Below are 21,709 nucleotides of genomic sequence, written 5' to 3'. Positions count from 1 at the left end.
GCATTCTGGACCACCTTGGCGGCGATCCTCTGTCTGTTTTCCCGGCGCCTGTCGGCGGCCGGCTAAAACGGGAGAAAACCCGTTTCCTGAAGGCCGTTTGCGGCCCTCAGGAAAGAGGTTCTCGTACGTCTCGCGCTACGCGTCCTCCCTCCAGGCGAAGGGAATGGCGGACGGCGCGAGGCCGTCCGCCGCTTTTACGCTTACTTCAGGTCGACCTTGGCGCCGGCTGCTTCCAGCTGGGCCTTGAACTTGTCAGCGTCGGCCTTGGAAACGCCTTCCTTGACCGGCTTCGGAGCCGCTTCGACCAGATCCTTGGCTTCCTTGAGGCCAAGACCGGTGATGGCGCGGACTTCCTTGATGACGTTGATCTTCTGAGCGCCTGCCTCGGTGAGGACGACGTCGAATTCCGTCTTTTCCTCGACCGGAGCAGCAGCGGCCGCACCACCGCCAGCGGCGGCAACAGCCACCGGAGCAGCGGCGGAAACGCCCCACTTTTCTTCCAGAAGCTTCGACAGCTCGGCCGCCTCGAGGACGGTCAGCTTCGAAAGGTCGTCTACGATCTTTGCGAGATCAGCCATTGTTGTATTCCTTCATAAGGTTCGAACGTGTGTTTGTGATAGCGAGGAACGGCCTCATGCCGCCTCGTCCTTCCGGGCGTAAGCGCCGATGACGCGCGCGACCGAGGCCGCTGGCGCATTGACGATCTGGGCGATCCGGGTTGCCGGCGTGGCGATCATGCCAACCAGCCTGGCGCGCAGCTCATCGAGCGACGGAAGTGTGGCGAGTGCCTTCACACCGTCGGCGTTGAGCGAGGTGGTGCCCATTGCGCCGCCGAGAATGACGAGCTTGTCATTTCCCTTGGCGAAATCGGACGCGACCTTCGGCGCCGCAATCGGATCCTCCGAATAAGCAATCAGCGTCTGTCCCTTGAACAGATCGATGATCGATGCGGAGTCCGTGCCCTGAAGAGCGATTTTGGCGAGACGGTTCTTCGCGACTTTGACGGTGCCACCGGCGGCGCGCATTTTCGACCGAAGGTCGTTCATTTGCGCGACGGTGATACCGGCGTAGTGGGCCACGACCACTGAACCTGCGTTCGAGAACGCACCGTTCAGGCCCGTGACGAGTTCGCGTTTTTCCGCTCTGTCCACTGCCTATCTCCAGTTGACCCCAATCCTGTTAACGGGAACATCCCATTCACGAGGACAGGCGTCGGGTTGCCTTTTGTCGGCCGGGCCATCCAGTAACGGATCTCCCGAACGACGCTCGAGGATCCTGCCCCCTTTCGCCACATCGACGGCCAAGCCGGCGATGCGCAGACAAAAGGCAAACACGGTTCGAACCTTTCATTGGAGCGGTCGCTCCTTTGTCCGGTCTTCACCCGTCTCATGCAGGCCCACATGAATTAAGGCCCCCCTTTTCAACCTAAGGCTCGGGCCGCCTGCAATCTCGGACAGGATGTCCGGAAGCCTTCCGACTTCCGGCACCGGGCCGCCAACCTGGGTTGGAGGCCCGGAATTCTTTTGCGGATCAGCGCTTTAACGGCCAATCCCAATAAAGCTTATCAGGACGCCGCGAGCGTCGAGACGTCGAGCTTGAGGCCCGGGCCCATCGTCGAGGTGACCGACACCTTCTTGACGTAGTTGCCCTTGGCGCCAGCCGGCTTTGCCTTGGTCACCGCGTCGGCGAAGGCGCGGATGTTCTCTTCCAGAGCCTTGACCTCGAACGAGACCTTGCCGACGCCGGCATGAACGATGCCGGCCTTCTCGACGCGGAACTCGACGGCGCCGCCCTTCGATGCCTTGACGGCGGCGGCAACGTCTGACGTGACGGTGCCAACCTTCGGGTTCGGCATCATGCCGCGCGGGCCGAGCACCTTGCCGAGACGGCCGACCAGCGGCATCATGTCCGGCGTGGCGATGCAGCGATCGAAGTCGATCGTGCCCTTCTGGACGATGTCGACCAGATCCTCGGCACCGACGATGTCGGCGCCGGCGGCGCGAGCTTCGTCAGCCTTGTCGCCACGCGCGAACACCGCGACGCGAACCGAGCGGCCGGTGCCGTTCGGCAGGTTGACCACGCCGCGGACCATCTGGTCGGCATGGCGCGGGTCGACGCCGAGGTTCATGGCGACTTCGACGGTCTCGTCGAACTTGACCGACGAGCGGTCCTTGAGCAGCTTCAGCGCTTCACCCAGGGCGTAAGCCTTGTTGGGATCGATGCCTTCGCGGGTCTTCGATACACGCTTTGCAATCTTTGCCATGATCTCAGCCCACCACTTCCAGACCCATCGAGCGGGCGGAGCCCTCGACCATGCGCATGGCCGCCTCGACGTCGTTTGCGTTCAGATCCTTCATCTTCTGCTCGGCGATGGCGCGAACCTTGTCGCGGCCGATCGTGCCGGCCTTGATCTTGCCCGGCTCCTTCGAACCCGATGTCAGGTTCGCCGCCTTCTTCAGGAAGTAGCTCACCGGCGGCGTCTTCATGACGAAGGTGAAGGACTTGTCCTGGTAGTAGGTGATGACGACCGGAATCGGCGATCCCTTTTCCATTTCCTGGGTCTGCGCGTTGAACGCCTTGCAGAACTCCATGATGTTGATGCCACGCTGACCAAGCGCCGGGCCGATCGGGGGAGACGGCGTGGCCGATCCCGCTTTCACCTGGAGCTTGAGCTGGCCTGCAATTTTCTTAGCCATCTCTTTTCCTGCCTTTGTCTATGCCGACGCCCACTATCTGGGAAACCCGGCGGTTGCAGTCTGGTGGTGCGATCCATGCGGCCGGCTAAAGCCGCATTCGTCTCCCACCGTTCTCGAAAGCCGCGCGATCTCCGCGCCGCCCTTCCCTGCCGCACTTGGCGCAGGGACTTCGGATCAGCCTTTTTCGACCTGTCCGAATTCCAGATCGACAGGCACGGCGCGCCCGAAGATCGAAACTTCCACCTTGAGCCGCGCCCGCTCCTCGTCCACTTCCTGGACGAAACCGTTGAACGACGCGAAGGGACCATCCGAAACGCGGATCGCCTCGCCGATCTCGAACGTGACCGAAGGCTTCGGCCGCTCGACGCCTTCCTGCACCTGGTTCAGGATGCGCTGCGCTTCCGCCTCGGTGATCGGCACCGGCTTGGAGTCACCCAGGAAGCCGGTGACCTTGGGCGTGTTCTTGACCAGCGAGAACACGGCGTCGGTCAGATTGGCCTTCAGCAGCACATAGCCTGGGAAGAACTTGCGCTCGGCATCGACCTTGCGGCCGCGACGAACCTCGACGACCTTCTCGGTCGGCACCACGATCTGGTGGATATCGGCGGACAGGCCCTTCTGCTTGGCCTTGTTCTCGATGTCCTCGGCGACCTTTTTTTCAAAGTTCGAATAGGCGTGGACGATGTACCACCGCGCTGTCATTTCAAGACGTCTCCGTAATCGCCGGACTTAGCGTCCAATGCCCAGAATCTGCTCGACCGCGAGGCCCATGAGCTGATCGGCGGTGAAGAAAAAGATCATCGCGATCACAGCAAAAGCCAGAACCATCACCGTCGAGATCATCGTTTCGCGCCGCGACGGCCAAGTCACCTTGGCGGTCTCCGCGCGAACCTGCTGGAGAAAGACGAAAGGATTTGTGGTTTTCGAAGCCATATGCCGCTCTGTCTTCAAGACCCGTTGGCCGGGTCTCCTGGATGATCCCGCTGGCCGGGACGTGCCGCCTGGGCTCATTTTCGCGCCGAATCAGCGCAATCATTTCGCCCATGCAAATCAGACGCGTAAAGCCGGCTTCCCAGCTCCACGCGTCGCGTGTCTGTTTCGTCTACATAAAACCGATTCTTGATCCACGCAAGTGGCAAGTGTCCGCTTTATGACCAAACACCGCCTCGGAACCATCCAGTCGTTCCGTCCCGGCTATGGCGCCCTTATGCCTCAATCGGGCTAATATGGCAAGCGGGTCGCCGGTTTTCAAAGGCCAGACCGGAGAAATATCGTTTTGACGGCCATTTCGAGAAATGGCACGGGCAGCAGGGCTCGAACCTACGACCTGCGGTTTTGGAGACCGCCGCTCTACCAACTGAGCTATGCCCGTATCGTGCGCGTGTCGGCGCAGCAGGCGCTTCCTAAAAGCTTCCGCACGCTCTGTAAAGAGTGGTTTGCAAGCAAACGCGCCTTAACCCCTGCGCCAGAAATCGGGATAGCTGACCACTAGCCCGTCGCGGTCGATCTCGAGTTCGCGCTTGAAGTCGCTGGCGCGCGATTCATAGAGATATCGCCTGCCCACCTTGAGGCATGTGCAGCGCTGCGGATTGGCGACGACGGTAAGGCCGGGAAATGAGGCCTGGCCCGTCCCACTCGTGCCAGCGCACGATCTTCATATCTTCCGGCATCAGCCCGGCACTCCCGTGGCGGCTGGACGCTACTTCGTTTCCGGTGGCCGATACGGCCCGCCCGGCACGCCCCAGCCCCAGGCCGGCATCGGTTCCGTCTCGGGATCGCAGGTCTCGCCGAGATGGGAGTTCATCTTGGCCAGCCGCGAACCCCATTCGACATAGCCCATGAAGGCCGAGCGGAATTCAGGATCGTCGGGCAGCCCAACCGCGTCGGCGGCATCAGCCAGGAGATTGATCCAGCGGCGGCGCTGCTCCTCGGTCAGATGCTTGCCCAGATGATGCATGACCATCTCGCGGTGGCCGCCGAATTTTTCGCTGTAGGTTTTCGGTCCGCCGAAAACCTCGCCGATGAACGCCGCCACGTGGGCGGGATGATCCGGCGACATGTTTTTGAACACCGGCCCGACGATCGGGTCGCGCAGCACCTTGTCGTAAAAGGTTTCCGTCAGGCGATTGAGGGCCTCGGCGCCGCCGGCCCAGTCGTACAATGTCGGGACGTCCTGGCTCATTTTCGTTTTTCCTCCACCAGCCCCAGACAATGTCGGAGATGACGATAGCTGAAATGTCTGGGATCGCTCAACCTGCCTCGATGGCCAGTCCGGCCCAACCGCGCTGCCGAAACTATGACTTGGTGGGTGCGTTGACCTGCAGCCCGGGCGCCGACACCAGGCGGCAGTTGCCCGGCTTCGGTGCCGATTTGCATATGGAAGCACCCGTGAGCTCATCCGCCGATTGAGGCCCTGTCGTCAACCCGATTTTGAGCAGCGTCCCGGCGTCAAGCTGCCGTTGGCTCGAATGGAGCTTTATCGCGGCAAACAGGTCAGGCCCGACCGCCATCTCTTCGAGGTAGGTCTTGACCTGCTGGTTCAGTTCCAGCGACTGCAGGCTCACCCGTGCATGGGGACCGACAAGACGTCTGACACCGCCCGCAAGCATGATCAGACAGGCTGCATCGCATTCGCCCAACGCATCATTCGTGAGCCCGGCATAGACACCGTCTTGAGCGATGCAGCCCGGCTTCTCCGGCTCGCATTCCATGAACTCCGTGCGTGCGACCGCCACGTCGAGCCTGCGTTCGCGGATCAGCCTCCCGGTGGCGAGAGCGCTGGGCAGGTCACCTCCCGGCGAGCTGATCACGACCGGGAGCCGGCGATCCCCCAGGGTGCCAATCAGTTGGCGCAGCTTCTCCGGCGTCTGCGCGTTAATCTTGCCTTCCGCTGCGATCCACTCCGGACAATCGGGATCGCAGAGGAAACTTTTGCCGCGCACCAGAACGAAGCGCATGTCGGGGACAGTGTCCTGCCGCACGGTTTCGGGTTCGGCCGGCGCGACTTCGGCGGGCTTCGCGACTTTGTTGCCAACCGGCGGCGTGGCCTTGCCTGCCGGAACCGGCACGTCCCGGCAATTCGCGGGCAGCGGAGTCGCGCGGCATATGGTTCCCGCAGTCAGCAAGTCGACGGAATCCAGGCTGGTGACCAGCTTCATGCGAAGCATGTTTTGCACTTCCAGTTGGTGGATTGCGCTGGCCGGGGTGTCCTTCATAGTTTCGAGCACGCCCTGTCCGACGCCCATCCCGTCAAGATAGGCCGCCAGCCTTTTCTCCACCGCCTTGCTCATTTGGTAGGTCTTGTAGCTGCCGGCACTCTTTCGGCTGACGATTCTTGTGCTGAGCACCTTCTTCTTGCCGCCCACGATGCGATAGGTGGTCCGATATTGCAGTTTCGTGCGGATGTAGGTCGTGGTGATCTGATGGACCCCGAGATAGGCCGCTTCGCCGACCAACCGCCTGATGCCGCCGGCAAACATCAGCGGACAGGCGGAATTGCACATGGCGCCGCTGGCGTCGGCGTCGCCGAAATAACGGCCGCCCCTGCCGTCGTTTTCCGTGCAGCCCTTCACGTCGGGCAGACAGCCGTCGAACCGGGTCTTGCCGACGGCGATATCGAGCTTGTTCTTGCGGATCAGCCGGCCAAGCGTCAGCGCCGCCTCGACATTGCCGCCGGGAGAATCGACGACAATCGGCAGATTTTGGCCGCCAAGCATTTTGAGCATGCGTTTGAACAGAGCCGGCGTTCCGGCTTCTATCGAGCCTTCGGCCGAGATCCATTCCGGACAGATCGGCTCGCAGCCCGGTGCATTGCTGCGGACAATGACAAAGCGCATCGTCGGACCGAAATCCCCGGCCGGATCCGCCGCAAAGGCGGCATGCCCCATGACAAGCAACACCAGCAGACAGATCAGCCGCAGCGACCACAAAGCCTGACGATCTGGAAGGCGCCCTGGAAGCATTGGGAAAAGCCCCTTGATGCAACCTATACTAGACGAGGTCCAAAGGCTTGCAACAGGGTTCGCCCCGGCAATACGGGCCCGATCGCCAGGCAAAAGAAAAGGGCGGCCCAAGGACCGCCCTTTCTGTTTCGAACCCGGCCCGGCAGATGCCGGCGTCGGTTATTCCTTGATGGTGACGACGATGCCGGCACCGACGGTGCGGCCGCCTTCACGGATGGCGAAGCGCAGCTTCTCTTCCATGGCGATCGGCACGATCAGCTCGACATCGACCGTGATGTTGTCGCCCGGCATCACCATCTCGGTGCCTTCCGGCAGTGACACGATGCCGGTCACGTCTGTCGTGCGGAAATAGAACTGCGGACGGTAGTTGGTGAAGAACGGCGTGTGACGGCCGCCTTCGTCCTTGGTCAGGATGTAGGCTTCGGCCACGAACTTCTTGTGCGGCTTCACCGTGCCGGGCTTGGCCAGAACCTGGCCGCGCTCGACACCTTCACGGTCAACGCCGCGCAGCAGCGCGCCGATGTTGTCGCCGGCCTGGCCCTGATCGAGCAGCTTGCGGAACATCTCGACGCCGGTGCAGGTCGTCTTGGTCGTCGGACGGATGCCGATGATCTCGAGTTCCTCGCCGACCTTGACCACGCCGCGTTCGACGCGGCCGGTCACAACCGTGCCACGGCCCGAGATCGAGAACACGTCCTCGATCGGCATCAGGAACGGCTTGTCGAGCGGACGAACCGGGGTCGGGATGTAGGCGTCGACCGCAGCCATCAGCTCGCGGATCGCGTCCTCGCCGATCTTCTTGTCCGAATCTTCCAAGGCAGCCAGCGCCGAGCCCTTGACGATCGGAATATCGTCGCCGGGGAACTCGTTCTTGGTCAGAAGCTCGCGAACCTCGAGCTCGACCAGTTCGAGCAGCTCGGCGTCGTCGACCTGGTCGACCTTGTTCAGGAACACCACGATCGACGGCACGCCGACCTGACGGGCCAGCAGGATGTGCTCGCGGGTCTGCGGCATCGGGCCGTCGGCGGCCGACACAACCAGGATCGCGCCGTCCATCTGCGCCGCACCGGTGATCATGTTCTTCACATAGTCGGCGTGGCCGGGGCAGTCGACGTGAGCGTAGTGACGGTTGGCCGTCTCGTATTCGACGTGCGCCGTCGAGATCGTGATGCCGCGCGCCTTCTCCTCAGGGGCCGCGTCGATCTGGTCGTAGCGCTTGTATTCGCCAAAATACTTCGTGATCGCCGCCGTCAGCGACGTCTTGCCATGGTCAACGTGACCAATCGTGCCGATGTTCACATGAGGCTTGTTACGCTCGAATTTACCTTTTGCCATAGTCTCTTTCCTTGGACGGCCTGGACCTTCAGTTCAGTCGAATGCGGGGCGATTAGCGACAAAGGCCCAAAAACACAAGCGTCTTTTGGCCGGGTGCCGTCTCGCTCAGTCCGAACCATTGATCCGATTGCGGGGTGTGGCGCTGATATAGGAAGGCACGAGACGAAATGAAATGGGCGACAGGCCGGTCGATCGAAGCCACGAGAGCGCTGTCTTGCCTGCCCGGCCCTGTCTGATTCATGGCCAGTTCATGGCCCATTGCGGTCGTCATCGAGGTCTGATTTCTTCGCCGGATGCATTTCATTCCAACCGCCATCCGCGGCCCCCTGTTCATGATCGTCTCGACCGGATCGTATCTCGTCAACGATACGATGATGAAACTCGCGACGTCGGGCCTGCCGTCCTACGAAGTGCTGTTTCTGCGCGGCGCGGCGGCAACGCTCTGGGGCTTCCCGCTGTTGTTCGCGCTGGGCTACGGCAAGCATATTCCGCTGATCTTCGACAGGCGCGTGCTGCGCAGGAACCTGCTCGAGCTGGCGGCGATCCTTTGCTACGTGGTGGCGCTCGCCAACATGCAGATCGCGGATTCGACGGCACTCGGACAGATCACGCCGCTGTTGATGCTGGTCGGCTCCTCGATCCTGTTTGGCGAGCGGATCGGCGGCCAGCGCATGGCGCTGATCGGGCTCGGCTTCATCGGCGCGCTGATGGTGGCGCAACCGACCATGCAAGGCATTTCGGTCTACGCCTTGCTGGCGCTCGGCAACGCGGCGCTGTCGGCGGCGCGCGACCTTGCCGGCAGGCGGGTCACGGCCGAGGTGCCGGGGATGATCGTGGCGATTTCCGCTGTCGTGGTGGTGCTGATCGGCGCGGGTGCCGCGCATCTGGTTTCCGAGCGCTGGGTCATGCCCGAGGCGCGCCATCTACTGCTGATGGCCGGCGCCGGATTTTTCCTGATCTTCGGCCACTTCTTCATCTTCATGGCCTATCGCGTCGGGCCGACCAGCGCGGTTGCGCCGTTCTACTATTGCTTCACCGTCTGGGCGGTCATTTCGGGCCTGCTGGTGTTCGGGCAATTCCCCAACGCGCTGGCGGTCTGCGGCATCCTGCTGGTGGTCGGCAGCGGACTGGCTATCGTCTCGCTGGATCAGCGTAAGCGCCGGCTGACCGTGGTCGCCTAACCATTTTACGCCCGTTTTCCGCTGAACTGGTGGTAGGCCCACAGCACGACCACCGCTCCGATCACGGCAACGATCAGGCTGTAGATGTTGAGGCCGGTGACGCCCGACGCGCCGAAGGCGCTGAAGATCAGGCCGCCGACAATGGCGCCGACGATGCCGAGCACGATGTCCATCAAGATGCCCTGGCCGCTCTTGTTGACGATCTTGCTGCCCAGGAAGCCGGCGATGACGCCGAGTATGATCCAGCTGATGACTGACATTTTTTCCTCTCCATCCGCCCGCCGCCCAAAGATTTTCACAGGATTGTCAAAACCTCAAGCCAACTTGAAATTCCGCCCGAATGCCCCATTGTTGAGGAGGGTCGGGCTTGGCCGTTATGGAGGATCCACTATGGGACTTTTTGACAATGCCGTTCCCAGCGGCAACATCACCAAACCGCTGATGATCGCGCTCGGCGCGCTGCTGGTCGGAAAAATGCTGAGCGGCAGAAGTGCCGAACAGCCGGATCAGACCGAGACCCCGACCGGCCCTGCTTCCACGGGCCCTGCTTCCACGGGCCCTGCTTCCACGGGAACGGCCCCGGCCGACGGCGGCCTGCTTGGTGGACTGGGCGGCCTGCTCGACAAGCTTAGGGATGCAGGCCACGGCAACGTCGCGGATTCGTGGGTCGGCACCGGGCAGAACCAGTCGATCAACGCCAACGATCTCGGCGCCGCACTCGGGCCGCAGGTCATCCACGAGATCGCGCAGCGGACCGGAATGGACGAGCAGCAATTGCTCAAGCAACTGTCAACGGCCTTGCCCGGCGTCATCGACAAGCTGACGCCGAACGGCCAGGTGCCGCAGCAACACCAGGTTGCGTCCGCGTTCAACAGCTAGCGCAAGGGATCTGCACAGTTGGAGCACTGCGCACGTTGCCGCGCGGTGTTTCGGCTTGCAGATCGTAGGGATGAAAATCTGGAGCGGGTAGCGGGAATCGAACCCGCATATTCAGCTTGGAAGGCTGCTGCTCTACCACTGAGCTATACCCGCGCGCCTTTCAGTGAAGTATCGGATTCACCCGAAAACCGCTATACACTTTTCGGTTCGATGCCTTGCGTTTCAGGGCTTCCGGGCCGGCAGTGGTGGAGAGGGTTGGATTTGAACCAACGTAGGCATAGCCAACGGATTTACAGTCCGTCCCCTTTAACCACTCGGGCACCTCTCCAGTCTGCCGCCGGAGCCATGCAACAAGGCATCGACGCGTCGCGACCGCCTCAGCAGCCTTCCGCGAAGCGCCTTATGGCGGCACCGTCCAAAACTGTCAACCGCAAGATCCCGGCAAAACGCGCTGAATTTCGTCTGCCATCCGGCAAGCCGTTCGAACCGGCGGTATCCATTGCCGCGCGACACGGTTATAGAAGCCGGCCATGAGCAACGACAACAATTCCAAGACGCCGAAAGACACCCACTACGCCAAGCTGCGTCGCGCCTATCGCGACGAGAAAAGCGGCGGCGCGCCGGCATTCAGGCCTCGACAGCCGGTTCCGCCGGGCGAACATGCCGCGGATGGCCTGGTGCGGCTCTATGGCCTGCACACGGTGCGGGCGGCACTCGACAATCCGCGCCGCAAGATCAGAAAGATGCTGGTGACGCGCAATGCCACCGAGCGCCTGGAAATAGCCGATCTCGGCGCCCTGCCCTTCAAGGCGGAACTGGTCGAACCCAGGGATATCGACAAGCTTACCGGGTCGGACGCCGTGCATCAGGGCGTGCTGATCGAGGCCGAGCCGCTGAAAGCGAAGCGGCTTGATGCACTTGGCGATGCGAGGCTGGTGCTGGTGCTCGATCAGGTCACCGATCCGCACAATGTCGGCGCCATCCTGCGCTCGGCGGTCGCCTTCGGCGCCGGCGCGCTGATCACGACCGCCCGCCACAGCCCGCAGGAATCGGGCGTGCTGGCAAAGTCGGCCTCCGGCGCGCTGGAGCATATCGACCAGATCGAGGTGAAGAACCTCGCCGATGCGCTCGGCCAATTGCACGAGGCCGGCTTCCAGACCATCGGGCTTGATTCGGACGGGCCGGCGGAACTCGAAACGAGTTTTTCGGGAGAAAAGATCGCGCTGGTTCTCGGCGCCGAGGGCAAGGGCCTGCGTCAAAGGACGCGCGAGACGGTGACGACGCTGGCGCGGCTCGACATGCCCGGTGCCATCCGCTCGCTCAACGTGTCGAACGCGGCGGCGGTGAGTCTTTATGCGGCGAGGAAATTCTTAAGGCAGTAGGGCAGTAAATCAGTAGGGGCGTAGGGAAAGCAAAAAAGCGGCGCCGAAACCTATTCCTACTGCCCTACTGCCCTACTGCCCTACTGCCCTATCTCATGCGCGGCCATCCGCTCCAGCGCACGAACCAGCGCCGAGTGATCCTCTTTGGCCCCGCCATTGGCGGCGCAGGAATTGAACAGCTGCTGCGTCGTCGAGGTGTTGGGCAGCGCCACGCCGAGCGCCCTTGCCCCTTCCAGTGCGAGATTAAGATCCTTCTGGTGCAGTTCGATGCGGAAGCCCGGCGCGAAGGTGCGCTTGACCATGCGCTCGCCATGCACTTCGAGAATGCGCGACGCCGCCAGCCCGCCCATCAGCGCCTGCCTGACCTTGGCCGGATCTGCACCGGCTTTCGATGCAAAAACAAGCGCTTCGGCGACGGCTTCAATGGTCAGCGCGACGACGATCTGGTTGGCCACCTTGGTGGTCTGACCGACGCCGTTCGGCCCGACCAGCGTGATGTTCTTGCCCATCTTCTCGAACACGGGCCTGGCGCGCTCGAACGCTTGTTCCTCGCCGCCGACCATGATGGTCAGCGACGCCGCCTTGGCGCCGACTTCGCCGCCCGAAACCGGCGCGTCGAGATAATCGCAGCCTAGCTCATTGATCTTCTTCGCGAACACCTTGGTCTCGATCGGCGAGATCGAGCTCATGTCGATGACCAGCTTGCCCGCGGCCAGACCGGACGCGACGCCGTTGTCGCCGAAAAGCACATCGGCGACCTGCGGCGTATCGGGCACCATGGTGATGATGATGTCCGCAGCCTTGGCCACGGCGGCATGGCCCGAGACCGACTTCAGGCCCTTGGCGACGAGATCGGCCGGCGGCTTCGAGCGGTGGTCGCTGGCGATGACCGTATAACCAGCATCCAGCAGATGCCCCGCCATCGGCGCGCCCATGATGCCGAGGCCGATGAAGCCGATGGTTTCCATAGTGGTTCTCCGTCGTATGTCTTTGTCGAGGCTGCGTTCCTTCGCGCCCCCCTGTCCTGCCGGCCATCTCCCCCACGGGTGGGAGATTGGCAGCGTCAGCGTCGGCAGCTAAGCCGCGGCGCTGCCCTGCCCGGCCAGATCCCGAAACCAGCCCAGCCCGGCCTCGGTGCCGGCCTTCGGCTTGTATTCGGCGCCGATCCAGCCGGAATAGCCGATGCGGTCGATATGCTCGTAGAGGAAGGGATAGTTGATCTCGCCCGTCCCCGGCTCGTGACGGCCGGGATTGTCCGCAAGCTGGATATGCGCGATGCGGCCAAGGTTAGCCTCGATTTTACGGGCGAGATCCCCCTCCATGATCTGCATGTGATAGATGTCGTATTGCAGGAACAGGTTCTTCGAACCGATGCGGTCGATCAGCGCCAGTGCCTGGTCGGAATAGTTGAGGAAGAAGCGCGGGATATCGCGGGTGTTGATCGGCTCGATCAGAAGCCGGACGCCGGCCTGTTCCAGTTTCTCCGCCGCGAAGGCGAGGTTTTCGGCAAAGACATCCTCTAGCACCTTGCGGTCGGCGCCCGCGGGCGCGATGCCGGCCAGGCAATTGACCTGCTGGCAGCCGAGCGCCTGTGCGTAGGTGATTGCCTTGGCGATGCCCTTGCGGAATTCCGGCACCCGGTCCGGCAGCACCGCGATGCCGCGTTCGCCCTTGGCCCAGTCGCCCAGCGGCAGATTGAACAGCACCTGCGTCAGGCCGTTTTTCTTCAGCCGGGCGGCGATCACCTCGGGGGCGTGATCGTAGGGGCCGATATATTCGACACCCTTGAAGCCCGCGCGAGCGGCGGCATCGAAACGGTCGAGGAAATCATGCTCGCCAAAGAGCATCGAAAGATTGGCTGAAAAACGCGGCATTTCTTTTTCTCCTTTTCCGCTGATCTAATCCAGCATCACGATCGCCGTCGGGGCGTCTTCCTGATGTTCGGCAAGGTCCTCGAATTCGGTGACCTTGTCGATCTCGGTGCCCATGGAGATGTTGGTGACGCGTTCGAGGATGAATTCGAGCACGACCGGAACCTGATGCTCTTTCATCAACCGCTGGGCCTCCTTGAAAGCGGCGGCGAATTCCTCGGGCTTGCGCACCCTGACCGCCTTGCAGCCCATCGCCTCGGCGACGGCAACGTGGTCGACACCGTAGCCGGCCTGGGGATCGCCTGAGCGGTTGATGTTCTCGAAGGCGAGACTGACCTCGAAATCCATCGAAAAGCCGCGCTGCGCCTGGCGGATCAGGCCGAGATAGGCGTTGTTCACGACGACATGGAGATAGGGCAGCTTGTGCTGCGCGCCGACCGCCAGTTCCTCGATCATGAACTGGAAATCATAGTCGCCCGACAGCGCCACGATGGTGCGGTCGGGATCGGCGGCGCGAACGCCAAGCGCGGCCGGCAAGGTCCAGCCGAGCGGGCCGGCTTGGCCGCAATTGATCCAGTTGCGCGGCTTGTAGACATGCAGGAACTGCGCGCCGGCGATCTGCGACAGGCCGATCGTGGTGACATAGGTGACGTCGCGGCCGAACGCCTTGTTCATCTCCTCGTAGACACGCTGCGGCTTCAGCGGCACCTGGTCGAAATGCGTCTTGCGCTTCATCGTCTTCTTGCGGCCATGGCATTCCTTCGCCCAGCCGGACCAGTCGCGCAGCTTGCCTGCCGTCTTCCATTCGGTGGCGACGTCGAGCAGCATCTTGAGCGCCGCGCCCGCATCCGAAACGACGCCAAGGTCCGGCGCAAAGACACGGCCGATCTGCGTCGGCTCGATGTCGACATGGATGAATTTCTTGCCCTTCGTATAAACGTCGACCGAGCCGGTGTGGCGATTGGCCCAGCGATTGCCGATGCCGAAGACGAAGTCGGCGGCAAGCATCGTCGCATTGCCGTAGAGATGCGAGGTCTGCAGTCCGCACATGCCGGCCATCAGCCGGTGGTCGTCGGGGATCGCGCCCCAGCCCATCAAGGTCGGGATGACCGGCACACCTGAAATTTCGGCGAACTCGATCAGCAGATCCGAGGCATCGGCATTGATGATGCCGCCACCGGCGACAATCAGCGGCTTTTCGGCAGCGTTGAGCATCGCCAGCGCCTTTTCGGCCTGGGCGCGCGTCATCGCCGGCTTGAACGGCGTCAACGGCTCATAGGCATCGATGTCGAACTCGATCTCGGCCAGCTGGACGTCGACCGGCAGGTCGATCAGCACCGGCCCCGGCCGTGACGAGCGCATCAGGTGGAACGCCTTCTGCAGCGCCATCGGCACCAGATAGGGCTCCATGACGGTGACCGCCCATTTGGCGACCGGCGACGCGATGGCGGCGATATCGACGGCCTGGAAATCCTCCTTGTTCAGCCGTGCACGCGGCGCCTGGCCGGTGATGCACAGGATCGGAATGGAATCCGCGGCGGCCGAATAAAGCCCGGTGATCATGTCGGTGCCGGCCGGACCCGAGGTGCCGATGCACAGGCCGATATTGCCTGATCTGGCGCGGGTAAAACCTTCCGCCATGTGCGAGGCGCCCTCGACGTGGCGGGCAAGCACATGGCGGATGGTGCCCCTCGCCTTCAGGGCCGAATAGAACGGATTGATCGCCGCGCCCGGCACGCCGAAAGCGCAGGAAATGCCTTCCTTTTCGAGAACGAGAACCGCGGCATCGACAGCGCGCATCCTGGCCATTTTTCCAGCCTCCACGGGTTTGTCATTGTTGGATGGCCAAGAATGCCAGCAAGCAGGCTATTTTTCAATTTTTTCAGAATATTTTTTCATTTTTAAGAAAAGGCCATTAGCCAATGAATTTAAATGGTTTTTCATTTTCCACCGATCTGGCGACTTCCAGCAATGAAAAACTTTTTCATTGCCTATTTGGCTGAATTGCCGACAATGCGGCCATGGAAACTACCGAAAAACGCCAGCGCGGTCGCCCGCGCGCCTTCAACGGGCCCTCCGAGACGACTTCGGTGCAGTCGCTCGACCGGGCACTGCGGATCCTTGCCATTGTCGCGGAAGGCAGCGGCCTGTCGCTGAGCGAGATATCGGCGCAAAGCGGCCTTGCGGCCTCCACCGCCTACCGCATGCTGACGACGCTCGAAAACCACGGCATGGTCGAATTCGACACCAGCGACCAGCTGTGGTCGATCGGCGTCGAGACCTACCGCATGGGCGCGGCGTTCCTGCGCCGCCGCAAGCTGGTCGACCGCGCCCGCATCGTCATGCAGGAGCTGATGGAGAGAACCGGCGAGACCGCCAATCTCGGCGTCGCCGAGGACGATTGCGTGGTCTTTGTCAGCCAGGTCGAGACGCACCAGGCGATCCGTGCCTTCTTCCGGCCGGGCACGCGCAGCCCGTTCCATGCGTCCGGCATCGGCAAGGCGGTGCTGGCGCATCTCGAACCGGAGCGCGTCGGAACAATCCTGCGCAAGGCCGGGCTGCAGCGCTTCACTGACAAGACGGTTTCCGACATTTCCGCCCTTGCCCACGATTTGGCAGTGATCAAACGGCGCGGCTGGTCGGTGGACGACGAGGAGCGCCACCCCGGCATGCGCTGCGTTGCGGCCGCCATCTTCAACGAATTCGGCGAGCCGATCGGCGGGGTCTCGGTGTCGGGGCCGACCGTGCGGGTGACGCCGGAGCGGCTGGCCGAGATCGGGCCGCTGGTCCACGATGCCGCGGCCGAGGTGACCAGGATGATTGGCGGCGCCATCTCAGCCTGATGCGGCGCGGAGTGCCAGGCGGATCCAATCCCGTCCTCTCCCGAAGATCTTGCGAACGGCAAAAGGAGGGGCGGCGGGGGCGCCCCTCTTTGCGTTTGATTGAGACGCCACCTCCTCTCAGAGCCGGCAGTAGTGACGGTAGCCGTCGTAGCCGACATAGGTGTCGGAGTCCGGATCGTAGCTCGCATAGCGGTCGAAGCAGCGGCGGACGTGCCACGAACCGCCGTCTTCGTCGACATAGACGGTGCGGGGCTGCTGGGCGAGCAGTGTGCCCAGGACAAAGCCGCCAACGCCGGCGGCGATGCCGATGCCAAGGTCGTGGTGATGCGAATGCGCAGCCGAAGGCTGGACGGTGCCGACCAGCATGGTGGCGGCGACGGTGGTGGCGATGAGGCCGGAAACGAGTGTGCGCGTGAACATGATGATCTCCTTGCTTCGTTGAACGAGGCGATCGGTCCGCCTCTTGATCATCTGTCGTTGCGGCAAAGAGAAAGGTTCGAAGCTTTTTTGGTTTTTCCTGGCCGAGGGAAATCAGCCAGTTGGAAGACCTGTCGGCGCGATGCATCGACACCGCGTTTGGCGGAAATCTGGACTTGATGTCGAGCTGGGCTCCTGACGCCTGAAGCAAAAAAGGGCGGCCGAAGCCGCCCTTTTGGGGAATTGGGTCCCTCCATCAAAGGCAAATGATCACCCTGCCATGATTGTGGTGATGATGGTGGTAGTGCCACCACCACCAATGCTTCATGAAGTGGTGATGGTGATGCATGCCGTGGGCTGACGACGTGCCGACGGTGCCGGCGAGCGCGCCGGTGGCCACGAAAATGGCAACGAGGCCTAACGTAAGAATGCGCTTGAACATGATGATCTCCTGGATCCCTGATCGAGGCGACCCATTCGCCTCTGGACATCAGTCAGCGCGGCGCGGGAAAAGGAGTAGCGAGTAGCGAAAGGCAAAAACAGCAGGTGCCATTCGCCGCCTTGGACTATTCGCTATTCCTATTCGCTTTCTCACCCCATACCGGTGATATGGCGAAGCCAGAAGGCGAGCGCGATGAAGCCGATGATGGTTGTGACGCCGGTCCAGTCGACATTGGCCTTCTTCACATCGCTGATGATCTTCACCAGCAGCATCCAGACCACGAAGATGATGGGGAGAATGATGACAAGTCTGATCATGCGACACCCCTGCTCGAAGCGATTGCACCTTCCTATATGTAGGAAGCGATCTGGCCCATATGTAGGAAGCGATCTGGCGGTTTTCAGGATGCCCCTCCCGGCGGCCCATCCACATGCCGGGGTAACCGAAAACGGAGTTTTGTCTTTACTGGCGCAACAAATATGCTAACCGGAGCGCCGTGCCCTTGTAGCTCAGCTGGTAGAGCAGCGGTTTTGTAAACCGAAGGTCGGCGGTTCGATTCCGTCCGGGGGCACCAATTAAATCAATGCCTTAATTCATATTTGCAAATTGCCAGCTTGGTTACATTCCAGCCCTGGGTAACGTTTTGGGTAACAGAAACTGATTCCTAACCGAGAGTGTGAGCGCGTCGCAATCCGCTGACCTCAGCGCGCAGCGCACCAATGGCTTCACCTGGCCGGCAGGGCAGAGGCGGCATCGGCACACCGAGCTGTCGAGAGCAATCGGCGGGCCGACAAACATCGCGGCACTACCCACAGGCGCGTGGATGACCTGGTTGGCGAAGTCGGCGACCTCAAAACCAATGTCGAGACGATGAAGGCTGATGTCGACGACAGCAAGCAGATCACCGACGAGGTGAAGGAGTGGAAATAGCGCGGCCGCTGACTACCGCCTAAAATCGGCAACGTGATTTAAGAGCGCGGCAATAAGGAGCCCTCAGGCGAGACCAGCGCTGCAGCTTAGGCACGCAGTACGCGCATGATGGCGTCGATGTAGCCGACGACCACCGCCGCCGAGCGCAGTACCCGCGATCCCGGCGACAAACAGCGCGCCGACGGAAAGCCTGCGAGCTTTTGCATTTCCGGAACCCTAGGTCGCGGTACTTCGGTGTCCAGTACCGGTTGAAGACGCGCATGGCATCATCATCGATGACGACTTGACTTCGTGCAGCCATCGCCCCTGGGTGGCTTGTCCACCAGGGTCGGCATAAGCGGCGGAAACCGCCGACACGCTTTCGCATCGAAACTCCCAGCAACTCGAATTTGATTCAATATCGCAGAGCCGTTTCCGTTCTGTTAGCACACGCTGAAATGCTTCCGGAACCTTCCGCACAGTCCGCTGTTGGTCGGCAGGAGGTCCGTGAAGTGCGAAACCTGACGGCAGAGCAGTCGCGAGCAGCAAGAGCGCTATTGAGCTGGTCGCGTGTGCGGCTTGGCGCCAAGTCCAATCTTAGCGAAGCGACGATCAGCGACTTTGAGAACGGGGTAAGGAAACCACAGCCCCGCAATGTCGCCGCTATGCTCCGGGCTTTCGAAGGAGCGGGAATTGTCTTTCCCGCCGAAGGGAGCCCATCACTAGCGCGCCCTGACCTGGCCTCACGCTCCGCCTCGGGCAAGGCGACGATCTCCGAATAGACGCCAAAGCGGCCTCGGCATCCCTTCCGATCCATTGCGCGAGGATGCGCAAATTTGCGAACGGCGCAAACGTCGACCTGATCGCCGAATAGGCTCTTGTAGTTCACCAGGGCCGCTGCAACGCGTTCAATCATTTCCCGATGGCGGATTACTTCCAAGCGTTGCTCACGCCCGCCGCGCTGCTCCTACATAGTGATCGAGACATATGTCAGCAGGTAAAGGATCGCCACGGCCGCCGTAGCGAGTATGAGCCATACGCCAAAGCTGCTCATGCTTTCTCACTTCCGCTTCAAGTCCAAGCCGCCGTTTGTCTGCGTGCCGCGGCCGGCGTCCTCTCCTTGGTGGGAGAATTGCCTGAACAGACGCCGACCTGGGGTCCCTTGATGTGGGGCTCGCCGCATATACAAATCTGCTAATATGCACAGAAAGGACATGGCGTGATCGCGTAAGGAGACTACTAGGGCCAGCAGCGAGAGCGAAACCGCGACTGGAAGCCGACGTTCAAGCGGAAGCCGCCTGATGGAACATTAGCCGTCTCGAATTGTTGATTTAACGCTTCGAATGCCGCTGCTTGGCTGCGTCGCAAGGCCGGTGGGCAAACATCAGCAGGCCCGCGTCATCTGGTCCCCTCTGTGGCGCGGGCTCTCTACAAAAGCTGCTTTGGTCGGGCTTTTGCGTTTCAGGCGTCCAATTCAAGCGGCGGGGCGCTTCTGGCCTTTAGGTCCTACTGGCATTAATTCTACCAAAATTCCCTGTCCTACTGTTTGCAGGTAGCGTTCCGGAACCATTTTAGCTCAATCTTATTTAATCGCGGGTGGGTAGTGCCTCCACACCGTTCATGGCACGATTCAATGACGTTTCGTGAACAAACGACTTTTCAACCGCCAGCTAGAGTCACACCACGACGAAATCGGCGTTGGTCAGTGCCAGGTTGGCGGCCAGCGTGGCGAAGTGAGTGGAACCACCCGCCGCACTGCCATTGCTGTCATAGGTGAGCCACCCGGTGTCGGTCTCGTAGATGATGTGATCGTTGCCGTCACCGGCAAGGCCGGTGGTGTTCTTGACGAACTGGTCCGCCGTCAGCGTGCCGTTGCCGCCACCAATGCCAGCCAGCACATCATCTACGAGACCGACACCGGGTGGCTCACCTATGACAGCAACGGCAATGCAGCAGGCGGCTCGACCCATTTCGCCACACTCGCCGCCAACCTGGCGCTCACCAACGCCGATTTCGTTGTGGTCTAAGAACGCAATCGGACATGCTTGTCGTCGATCTTCTTCGGATCGGGATTGGTAGCGTCCGCCTTCACATACCGGCTGGAGTTGGCGAGCGTCACGCCCTTCATAGTGGCGCCGCCGGGGTCAGCCGGATTGTCCGACCACCCACCTTCCGATTTCAAGACGAGCGCAAGCGCCCACGCGAAGTTGCGGTCCATGGCAGTTCCTTTCCGCCCTCGCGGGCAGGTTGTTAAGTTTCGGATCTTGGCTATAGTTGGCCGGGGCCGGGGGATTTGACTTGCAGAATAACAATGAGCGAATATTCGCTCTCGATGGACTGCGCGGCATCGCGGCGCTGTCAGTGCTCCTTCAGCATTTCGCGACCGATGCGCCGTGGCACCCCCTCACATTTGCCTGGTGCGGCATCATCGGCGTTGAACTGTTTTTCGTGCTGTCCGGATTTCTGATGGGCAGGAAATATTCGACTGCCCCGATTTCCGGATCGGCGGTAATCGACTTCTGGGTCAAGCGCGCGGCGCGCGTCCTTCCACTATTTTTCATCTGCGTGACGGCAGCCTATGCCTGGCTGTTGCTGACAGGTCGTCGCCTGCCTTTTTACGGGCTGCAGTGGGATGGATGGTGGCTACATTACGTTTTCTGGGCCGGCCAATCAGTGTTTTGGACGATCCCGAGAGAGATCCAGTTCTATCTGGTTTTCCCCTTGATCTGGTGGATTTGCCAGCGCCTGGGCAATGGTGCCAACTTCCTGCTGCTCGCGGCAGTGGCCATTCTCCAGGGGGCCGCCATCAGCACTCCTGTTCTCATGCAGGCCGCCCCTCTGTTTCTCGCCGGGGTCGTCGCCGGGCGCGTCAACCTCGAGCCGGACAAGTCATACGATGTCCCGTTCGTTGCGCTTCTGATCCTCTACGTCTTGTCGTGGCCAGGAATGATTGATGTCCTTGGATTGCCAAAATCCCTGTTCGGCAGCACGCTGTACCTTGTCTATCTGCCTTCTCTGGTACTTGTTTCGACAGCCTCCCCGGTGGCCCAGCGCCTGTTGGGGCGGGGCGTGCTGAGGTGGCATGGCGACATGTCCTATTCTGTCTATCTGCTCCACTTGCCCATCTATTTTGCGCTCAAGATGTGGACGCCAATTTCGCTTTTGCCGAGACCCCTCTGGTTCGGGCTGACATTGATCGCTGTGACGATCGTCAGTTACTATTCATTCCGCTACGTCGAGACGCCGCTGCGCAGACGCATATCGCGCCTGGCGCCCAAGCCACCGGCGGATGTGCCGCAGCAACCGGTTGCCGATGGCGGCGTTCGATCCGGCCAGCCGGCACGGGACGAAGCCATGGTCGCGCGGGGCTTCTCATAGCGGCAGAAGCTTTGGGGCGTCGCCTATTTCATCGTGGCGCCTCTGGGGTCAGTCCGACCGTCCGCCTTCTGATTTCGAGACGACCGCGAGCCGCAAGCCTAGCTCGCTTACAAGCTTCCGCATGTAGTCACGTTGTCCAAATGTGGGGTCGGCCATGGTCCTATCCGTGCATTCCGCTAAGATAGGAGTTTGAGCCAGATCGTGACTGCGGCGTCAAATTTCGAACTGGGACACTACCAGATCATCCCATATGGGGCATGCACCGCGAACTCCTGGCATATTGGGCGAGCGCAATGACGCGGAGCACCGCATTCAATCTGACCGTTAGGCCATAGCCTAACGGTCAGGTGGAATGGCTCCGGGAAGGGTGTCCGTTAGGACTGCGAGGGCTTGATGGCAGATCGAACCGCAAAG

Annotated in this window: 25 protein-coding genes, 4 tRNA genes and 1 pseudogene; 8 read left to right on the top strand and 22 right to left on the bottom strand. The window is 61.5% G+C overall.

Features of this window, described 5'->3' with window-relative positions; translation table 11 throughout:
- Positions 1-200 precede the first annotated feature (200 nt).
- The 11 genes and pseudogenes from rplL to tuf all read right to left on the bottom strand — a co-directional run bounded on the left by rplL (position 201) and on the right by tuf (position 7,993).
- Positions 201-578: a 50S ribosomal protein L7/L12 gene (gene rplL, locus ACFSQT_RS08025; protein ID WP_023762907.1), complete on the bottom strand. Its 378-nt coding sequence runs from the start codon at positions 576-578 to the stop codon at positions 201-203.
- A 54-nt stretch (positions 579-632) separates the two neighbouring features.
- Positions 633-1,151, bottom strand: a complete 519-nt coding sequence (rplJ, locus tag ACFSQT_RS08020) for a 50S ribosomal protein L10 (protein WP_095089664.1) — start codon at positions 1,149-1,151, stop codon at positions 633-635.
- A 413-nt stretch (positions 1,152-1,564) separates the two neighbouring features.
- Positions 1,565-2,263 (bottom strand): 50S ribosomal protein L1, encoded by a 699-nt coding sequence (gene rplA, locus ACFSQT_RS08015; protein WP_379017979.1) that lies wholly within the window; start codon positions 2,261-2,263, stop codon positions 1,565-1,567.
- A gap of 4 nt (positions 2,264-2,267) precedes the next feature.
- The gene (gene rplK / locus ACFSQT_RS08010; RefSeq protein WP_006333334.1) at positions 2,268-2,696 is read right to left on the bottom strand and encodes a 50S ribosomal protein L11; all 429 of its coding nucleotides are present in this window, start codon (positions 2,694-2,696) and stop codon (positions 2,268-2,270) included.
- A 174-nt stretch (positions 2,697-2,870) separates the two neighbouring features.
- A complete protein-coding gene (gene nusG / locus ACFSQT_RS08005) occupies positions 2,871-3,398 on the bottom strand; it encodes a transcription termination/antitermination protein NusG (protein ID WP_013531409.1) in 528 nt (175 codons plus the stop codon).
- A gap of 27 nt (positions 3,399-3,425) precedes the next feature.
- On the bottom strand, positions 3,426-3,629 hold the full coding sequence (secE, locus tag ACFSQT_RS08000; protein ID WP_013531408.1) for a preprotein translocase subunit SecE: 204 nt from the start codon (positions 3,627-3,629) through the stop codon (positions 3,426-3,428).
- Positions 3,630-3,992: 363 nt separating this feature from the next.
- A tRNA-Trp gene (locus tag ACFSQT_RS07995) sits at positions 3,993-4,068 on the bottom strand.
- 81 nt (positions 4,069-4,149) lie between these two features.
- Positions 4,150-4,302: pseudogene (locus ACFSQT_RS07990) on the bottom strand (putative glycolipid-binding domain-containing protein); the annotation flags it as partial.
- Positions 4,303-4,395: 93 nt separating this feature from the next.
- Positions 4,396-4,878, bottom strand: coding sequence for a group II truncated hemoglobin (locus ACFSQT_RS07985; protein ID WP_379017978.1), 483 nt, complete (start codon positions 4,876-4,878; stop codon positions 4,396-4,398).
- A gap of 112 nt (positions 4,879-4,990) precedes the next feature.
- Positions 4,991-6,658, bottom strand: coding sequence for a COG3904 family protein (locus ACFSQT_RS07980; protein ID WP_379018019.1), 1,668 nt, complete (start codon positions 6,656-6,658; stop codon positions 4,991-4,993).
- A 159-nt stretch (positions 6,659-6,817) separates the two neighbouring features.
- Positions 6,818-7,993 (bottom strand): elongation factor Tu, encoded by a 1,176-nt coding sequence (tuf, locus tag ACFSQT_RS07975; protein WP_013531404.1) that lies wholly within the window; start codon positions 7,991-7,993, stop codon positions 6,818-6,820.
- A gap of 293 nt (positions 7,994-8,286) precedes the next feature.
- On the opposite strand from tuf, the gene ACFSQT_RS07970 reads away from it, so the two are divergent.
- Positions 8,287-9,174: a DMT family transporter gene (locus tag ACFSQT_RS07970; RefSeq protein ID WP_379017977.1), complete on the top strand. Its 888-nt coding sequence runs from the start codon at positions 8,287-8,289 to the stop codon at positions 9,172-9,174.
- A 5-nt stretch (positions 9,175-9,179) separates the two neighbouring features.
- On the opposite strand, the gene ACFSQT_RS07965 is transcribed toward ACFSQT_RS07970, so the two are convergent.
- A complete protein-coding gene (locus ACFSQT_RS07965; protein WP_379017976.1) occupies positions 9,180-9,434 on the bottom strand; it encodes a GlsB/YeaQ/YmgE family stress response membrane protein in 255 nt (84 codons plus the stop codon).
- Positions 9,435-9,564: 130 nt separating this feature from the next.
- Here ACFSQT_RS07965 and ACFSQT_RS07960 point away from each other — a divergent pair, with 130 nt between their 5' ends.
- Positions 9,565-10,053 (top strand): YidB family protein, encoded by a 489-nt coding sequence (locus tag ACFSQT_RS07960; protein ID WP_379017975.1) that lies wholly within the window; start codon positions 9,565-9,567, stop codon positions 10,051-10,053.
- A gap of 79 nt (positions 10,054-10,132) precedes the next feature.
- On the opposite strand, the gene ACFSQT_RS07955 is transcribed toward ACFSQT_RS07960, so the two are convergent.
- Together ACFSQT_RS07955 and ACFSQT_RS07950 are read right to left on the bottom strand one after the other, a co-directional pair.
- Positions 10,133-10,206, bottom strand: a tRNA-Gly gene (locus ACFSQT_RS07955).
- 90 nt (positions 10,207-10,296) lie between these two features.
- Positions 10,297-10,381, bottom strand: a tRNA-Tyr gene (locus ACFSQT_RS07950).
- A 202-nt stretch (positions 10,382-10,583) separates the two neighbouring features.
- On the opposite strand from ACFSQT_RS07950, the gene ACFSQT_RS07945 reads away from it, so the two are divergent.
- On the top strand, positions 10,584-11,435 hold the full coding sequence (locus tag ACFSQT_RS07945; RefSeq protein ID WP_379017974.1) for a TrmH family RNA methyltransferase: 852 nt from the start codon (positions 10,584-10,586) through the stop codon (positions 11,433-11,435).
- An 80-nt stretch (positions 11,436-11,515) separates the two neighbouring features.
- Here ACFSQT_RS07945 and ACFSQT_RS07940 read toward each other — a convergent pair whose 3' ends face one another.
- The 3 genes from ACFSQT_RS07940 to gcl all read right to left on the bottom strand — a co-directional run bounded on the left by ACFSQT_RS07940 (position 11,516) and on the right by gcl (position 15,115).
- Positions 11,516-12,421 carry a 2-hydroxy-3-oxopropionate reductase gene (locus ACFSQT_RS07940; protein WP_379018018.1) on the bottom strand — a complete coding sequence of 302 codons (906 nt, stop codon included), beginning with the start codon at positions 12,419-12,421 and terminating at the stop codon, positions 11,516-11,518.
- A 90-nt stretch (positions 12,422-12,511) separates the two neighbouring features.
- Entirely contained in the window at positions 12,512-13,309 is a 798-nt protein-coding gene (otnI, locus tag ACFSQT_RS07935) for a 2-oxo-tetronate isomerase (RefSeq protein WP_379017973.1), read from the bottom strand.
- Between the two features lie 24 nt (positions 13,310-13,333).
- Positions 13,334-15,115, bottom strand: coding sequence for a glyoxylate carboligase (gene gcl / locus ACFSQT_RS07930; protein ID WP_379017972.1), 1,782 nt, complete (start codon positions 15,113-15,115; stop codon positions 13,334-13,336).
- A 212-nt stretch (positions 15,116-15,327) separates the two neighbouring features.
- Between gcl and bhcR the strand changes: the two genes are divergently transcribed.
- Positions 15,328-16,149 carry an HTH-type transcriptional regulator BhcR gene (gene bhcR / locus ACFSQT_RS07925; RefSeq protein ID WP_379017971.1) on the top strand — a complete coding sequence of 274 codons (822 nt, stop codon included), beginning with the start codon at positions 15,328-15,330 and terminating at the stop codon, positions 16,147-16,149.
- A gap of 117 nt (positions 16,150-16,266) precedes the next feature.
- Here the strand turns inward: bhcR and ACFSQT_RS07920 are convergent, their stop codons facing one another.
- The 3 genes from ACFSQT_RS07920 to ACFSQT_RS07910 all read right to left on the bottom strand — a co-directional run bounded on the left by ACFSQT_RS07920 (position 16,267) and on the right by ACFSQT_RS07910 (position 17,325).
- The gene (locus ACFSQT_RS07920) at positions 16,267-16,569 is read right to left on the bottom strand and encodes a BA14K family protein (protein WP_379017970.1); all 303 of its coding nucleotides are present in this window, start codon (positions 16,567-16,569) and stop codon (positions 16,267-16,269) included.
- A 253-nt stretch (positions 16,570-16,822) separates the two neighbouring features.
- Positions 16,823-17,008, bottom strand: coding sequence for a hypothetical protein (locus tag ACFSQT_RS07915; protein WP_379017969.1), 186 nt, complete (start codon positions 17,006-17,008; stop codon positions 16,823-16,825).
- A 149-nt stretch (positions 17,009-17,157) separates the two neighbouring features.
- Positions 17,158-17,325 carry a hypothetical protein gene (locus ACFSQT_RS07910; protein ID WP_379017968.1) on the bottom strand — a complete coding sequence of 56 codons (168 nt, stop codon included), beginning with the start codon at positions 17,323-17,325 and terminating at the stop codon, positions 17,158-17,160.
- 181 nt (positions 17,326-17,506) lie between these two features.
- Between ACFSQT_RS07910 and ACFSQT_RS07905 the strand changes: the two genes are divergently transcribed.
- The 3 genes from ACFSQT_RS07905 to ACFSQT_RS07895 all read left to right on the top strand — a co-directional run bounded on the left by ACFSQT_RS07905 (position 17,507) and on the right by ACFSQT_RS07895 (position 18,699).
- Positions 17,507-17,582, top strand: a tRNA-Thr gene (locus tag ACFSQT_RS07905).
- A gap of 155 nt (positions 17,583-17,737) precedes the next feature.
- Complete coding sequence (locus ACFSQT_RS07900) at positions 17,738-17,938, top strand: DUF1515 family protein (protein WP_379018017.1); 201 nt, start codon at positions 17,738-17,740, stop codon at positions 17,936-17,938.
- 437 nt (positions 17,939-18,375) lie between these two features.
- Complete coding sequence (locus ACFSQT_RS07895) at positions 18,376-18,699, top strand: helix-turn-helix domain-containing protein (RefSeq protein ID WP_379018016.1); 324 nt, start codon at positions 18,376-18,378, stop codon at positions 18,697-18,699.
- A gap of 894 nt (positions 18,700-19,593) precedes the next feature.
- Here the strand turns inward: ACFSQT_RS07895 and ACFSQT_RS07890 are convergent.
- Both ACFSQT_RS07890 and ACFSQT_RS07885 read right to left on the bottom strand, forming a co-directional pair.
- Positions 19,594-19,887, bottom strand: a complete 294-nt coding sequence (locus ACFSQT_RS07890; protein WP_379017967.1) for a hypothetical protein — start codon at positions 19,885-19,887, stop codon at positions 19,594-19,596.
- A 53-nt stretch (positions 19,888-19,940) separates the two neighbouring features.
- Positions 19,941-20,135: a glycosyl hydrolase 108 family protein gene (locus ACFSQT_RS07885; RefSeq protein ID WP_379017966.1), complete on the bottom strand. Its 195-nt coding sequence runs from the start codon at positions 20,133-20,135 to the stop codon at positions 19,941-19,943.
- 80 nt (positions 20,136-20,215) lie between these two features.
- On the opposite strand from ACFSQT_RS07885, the gene ACFSQT_RS07880 reads away from it, so the two are divergent.
- Positions 20,216-21,295 carry an acyltransferase family protein gene (locus ACFSQT_RS07880; protein WP_379017965.1) on the top strand — a complete coding sequence of 360 codons (1,080 nt, stop codon included), beginning with the start codon at positions 20,216-20,218 and terminating at the stop codon, positions 21,293-21,295.
- Positions 21,296-21,709 lie beyond the last annotated feature (414 nt).

It is taken from the genome of Mesorhizobium calcicola, assembly GCF_042682105.1.
GTDB classification, from domain to species: domain Bacteria; phylum Pseudomonadota; class Alphaproteobacteria; order Rhizobiales; family Rhizobiaceae; genus Mesorhizobium; species Mesorhizobium calcicola.
The sequence above is the reverse complement of the archived record's forward strand: the minus strand, read 5'-3'. Positions and strand labels throughout refer to the sequence as shown.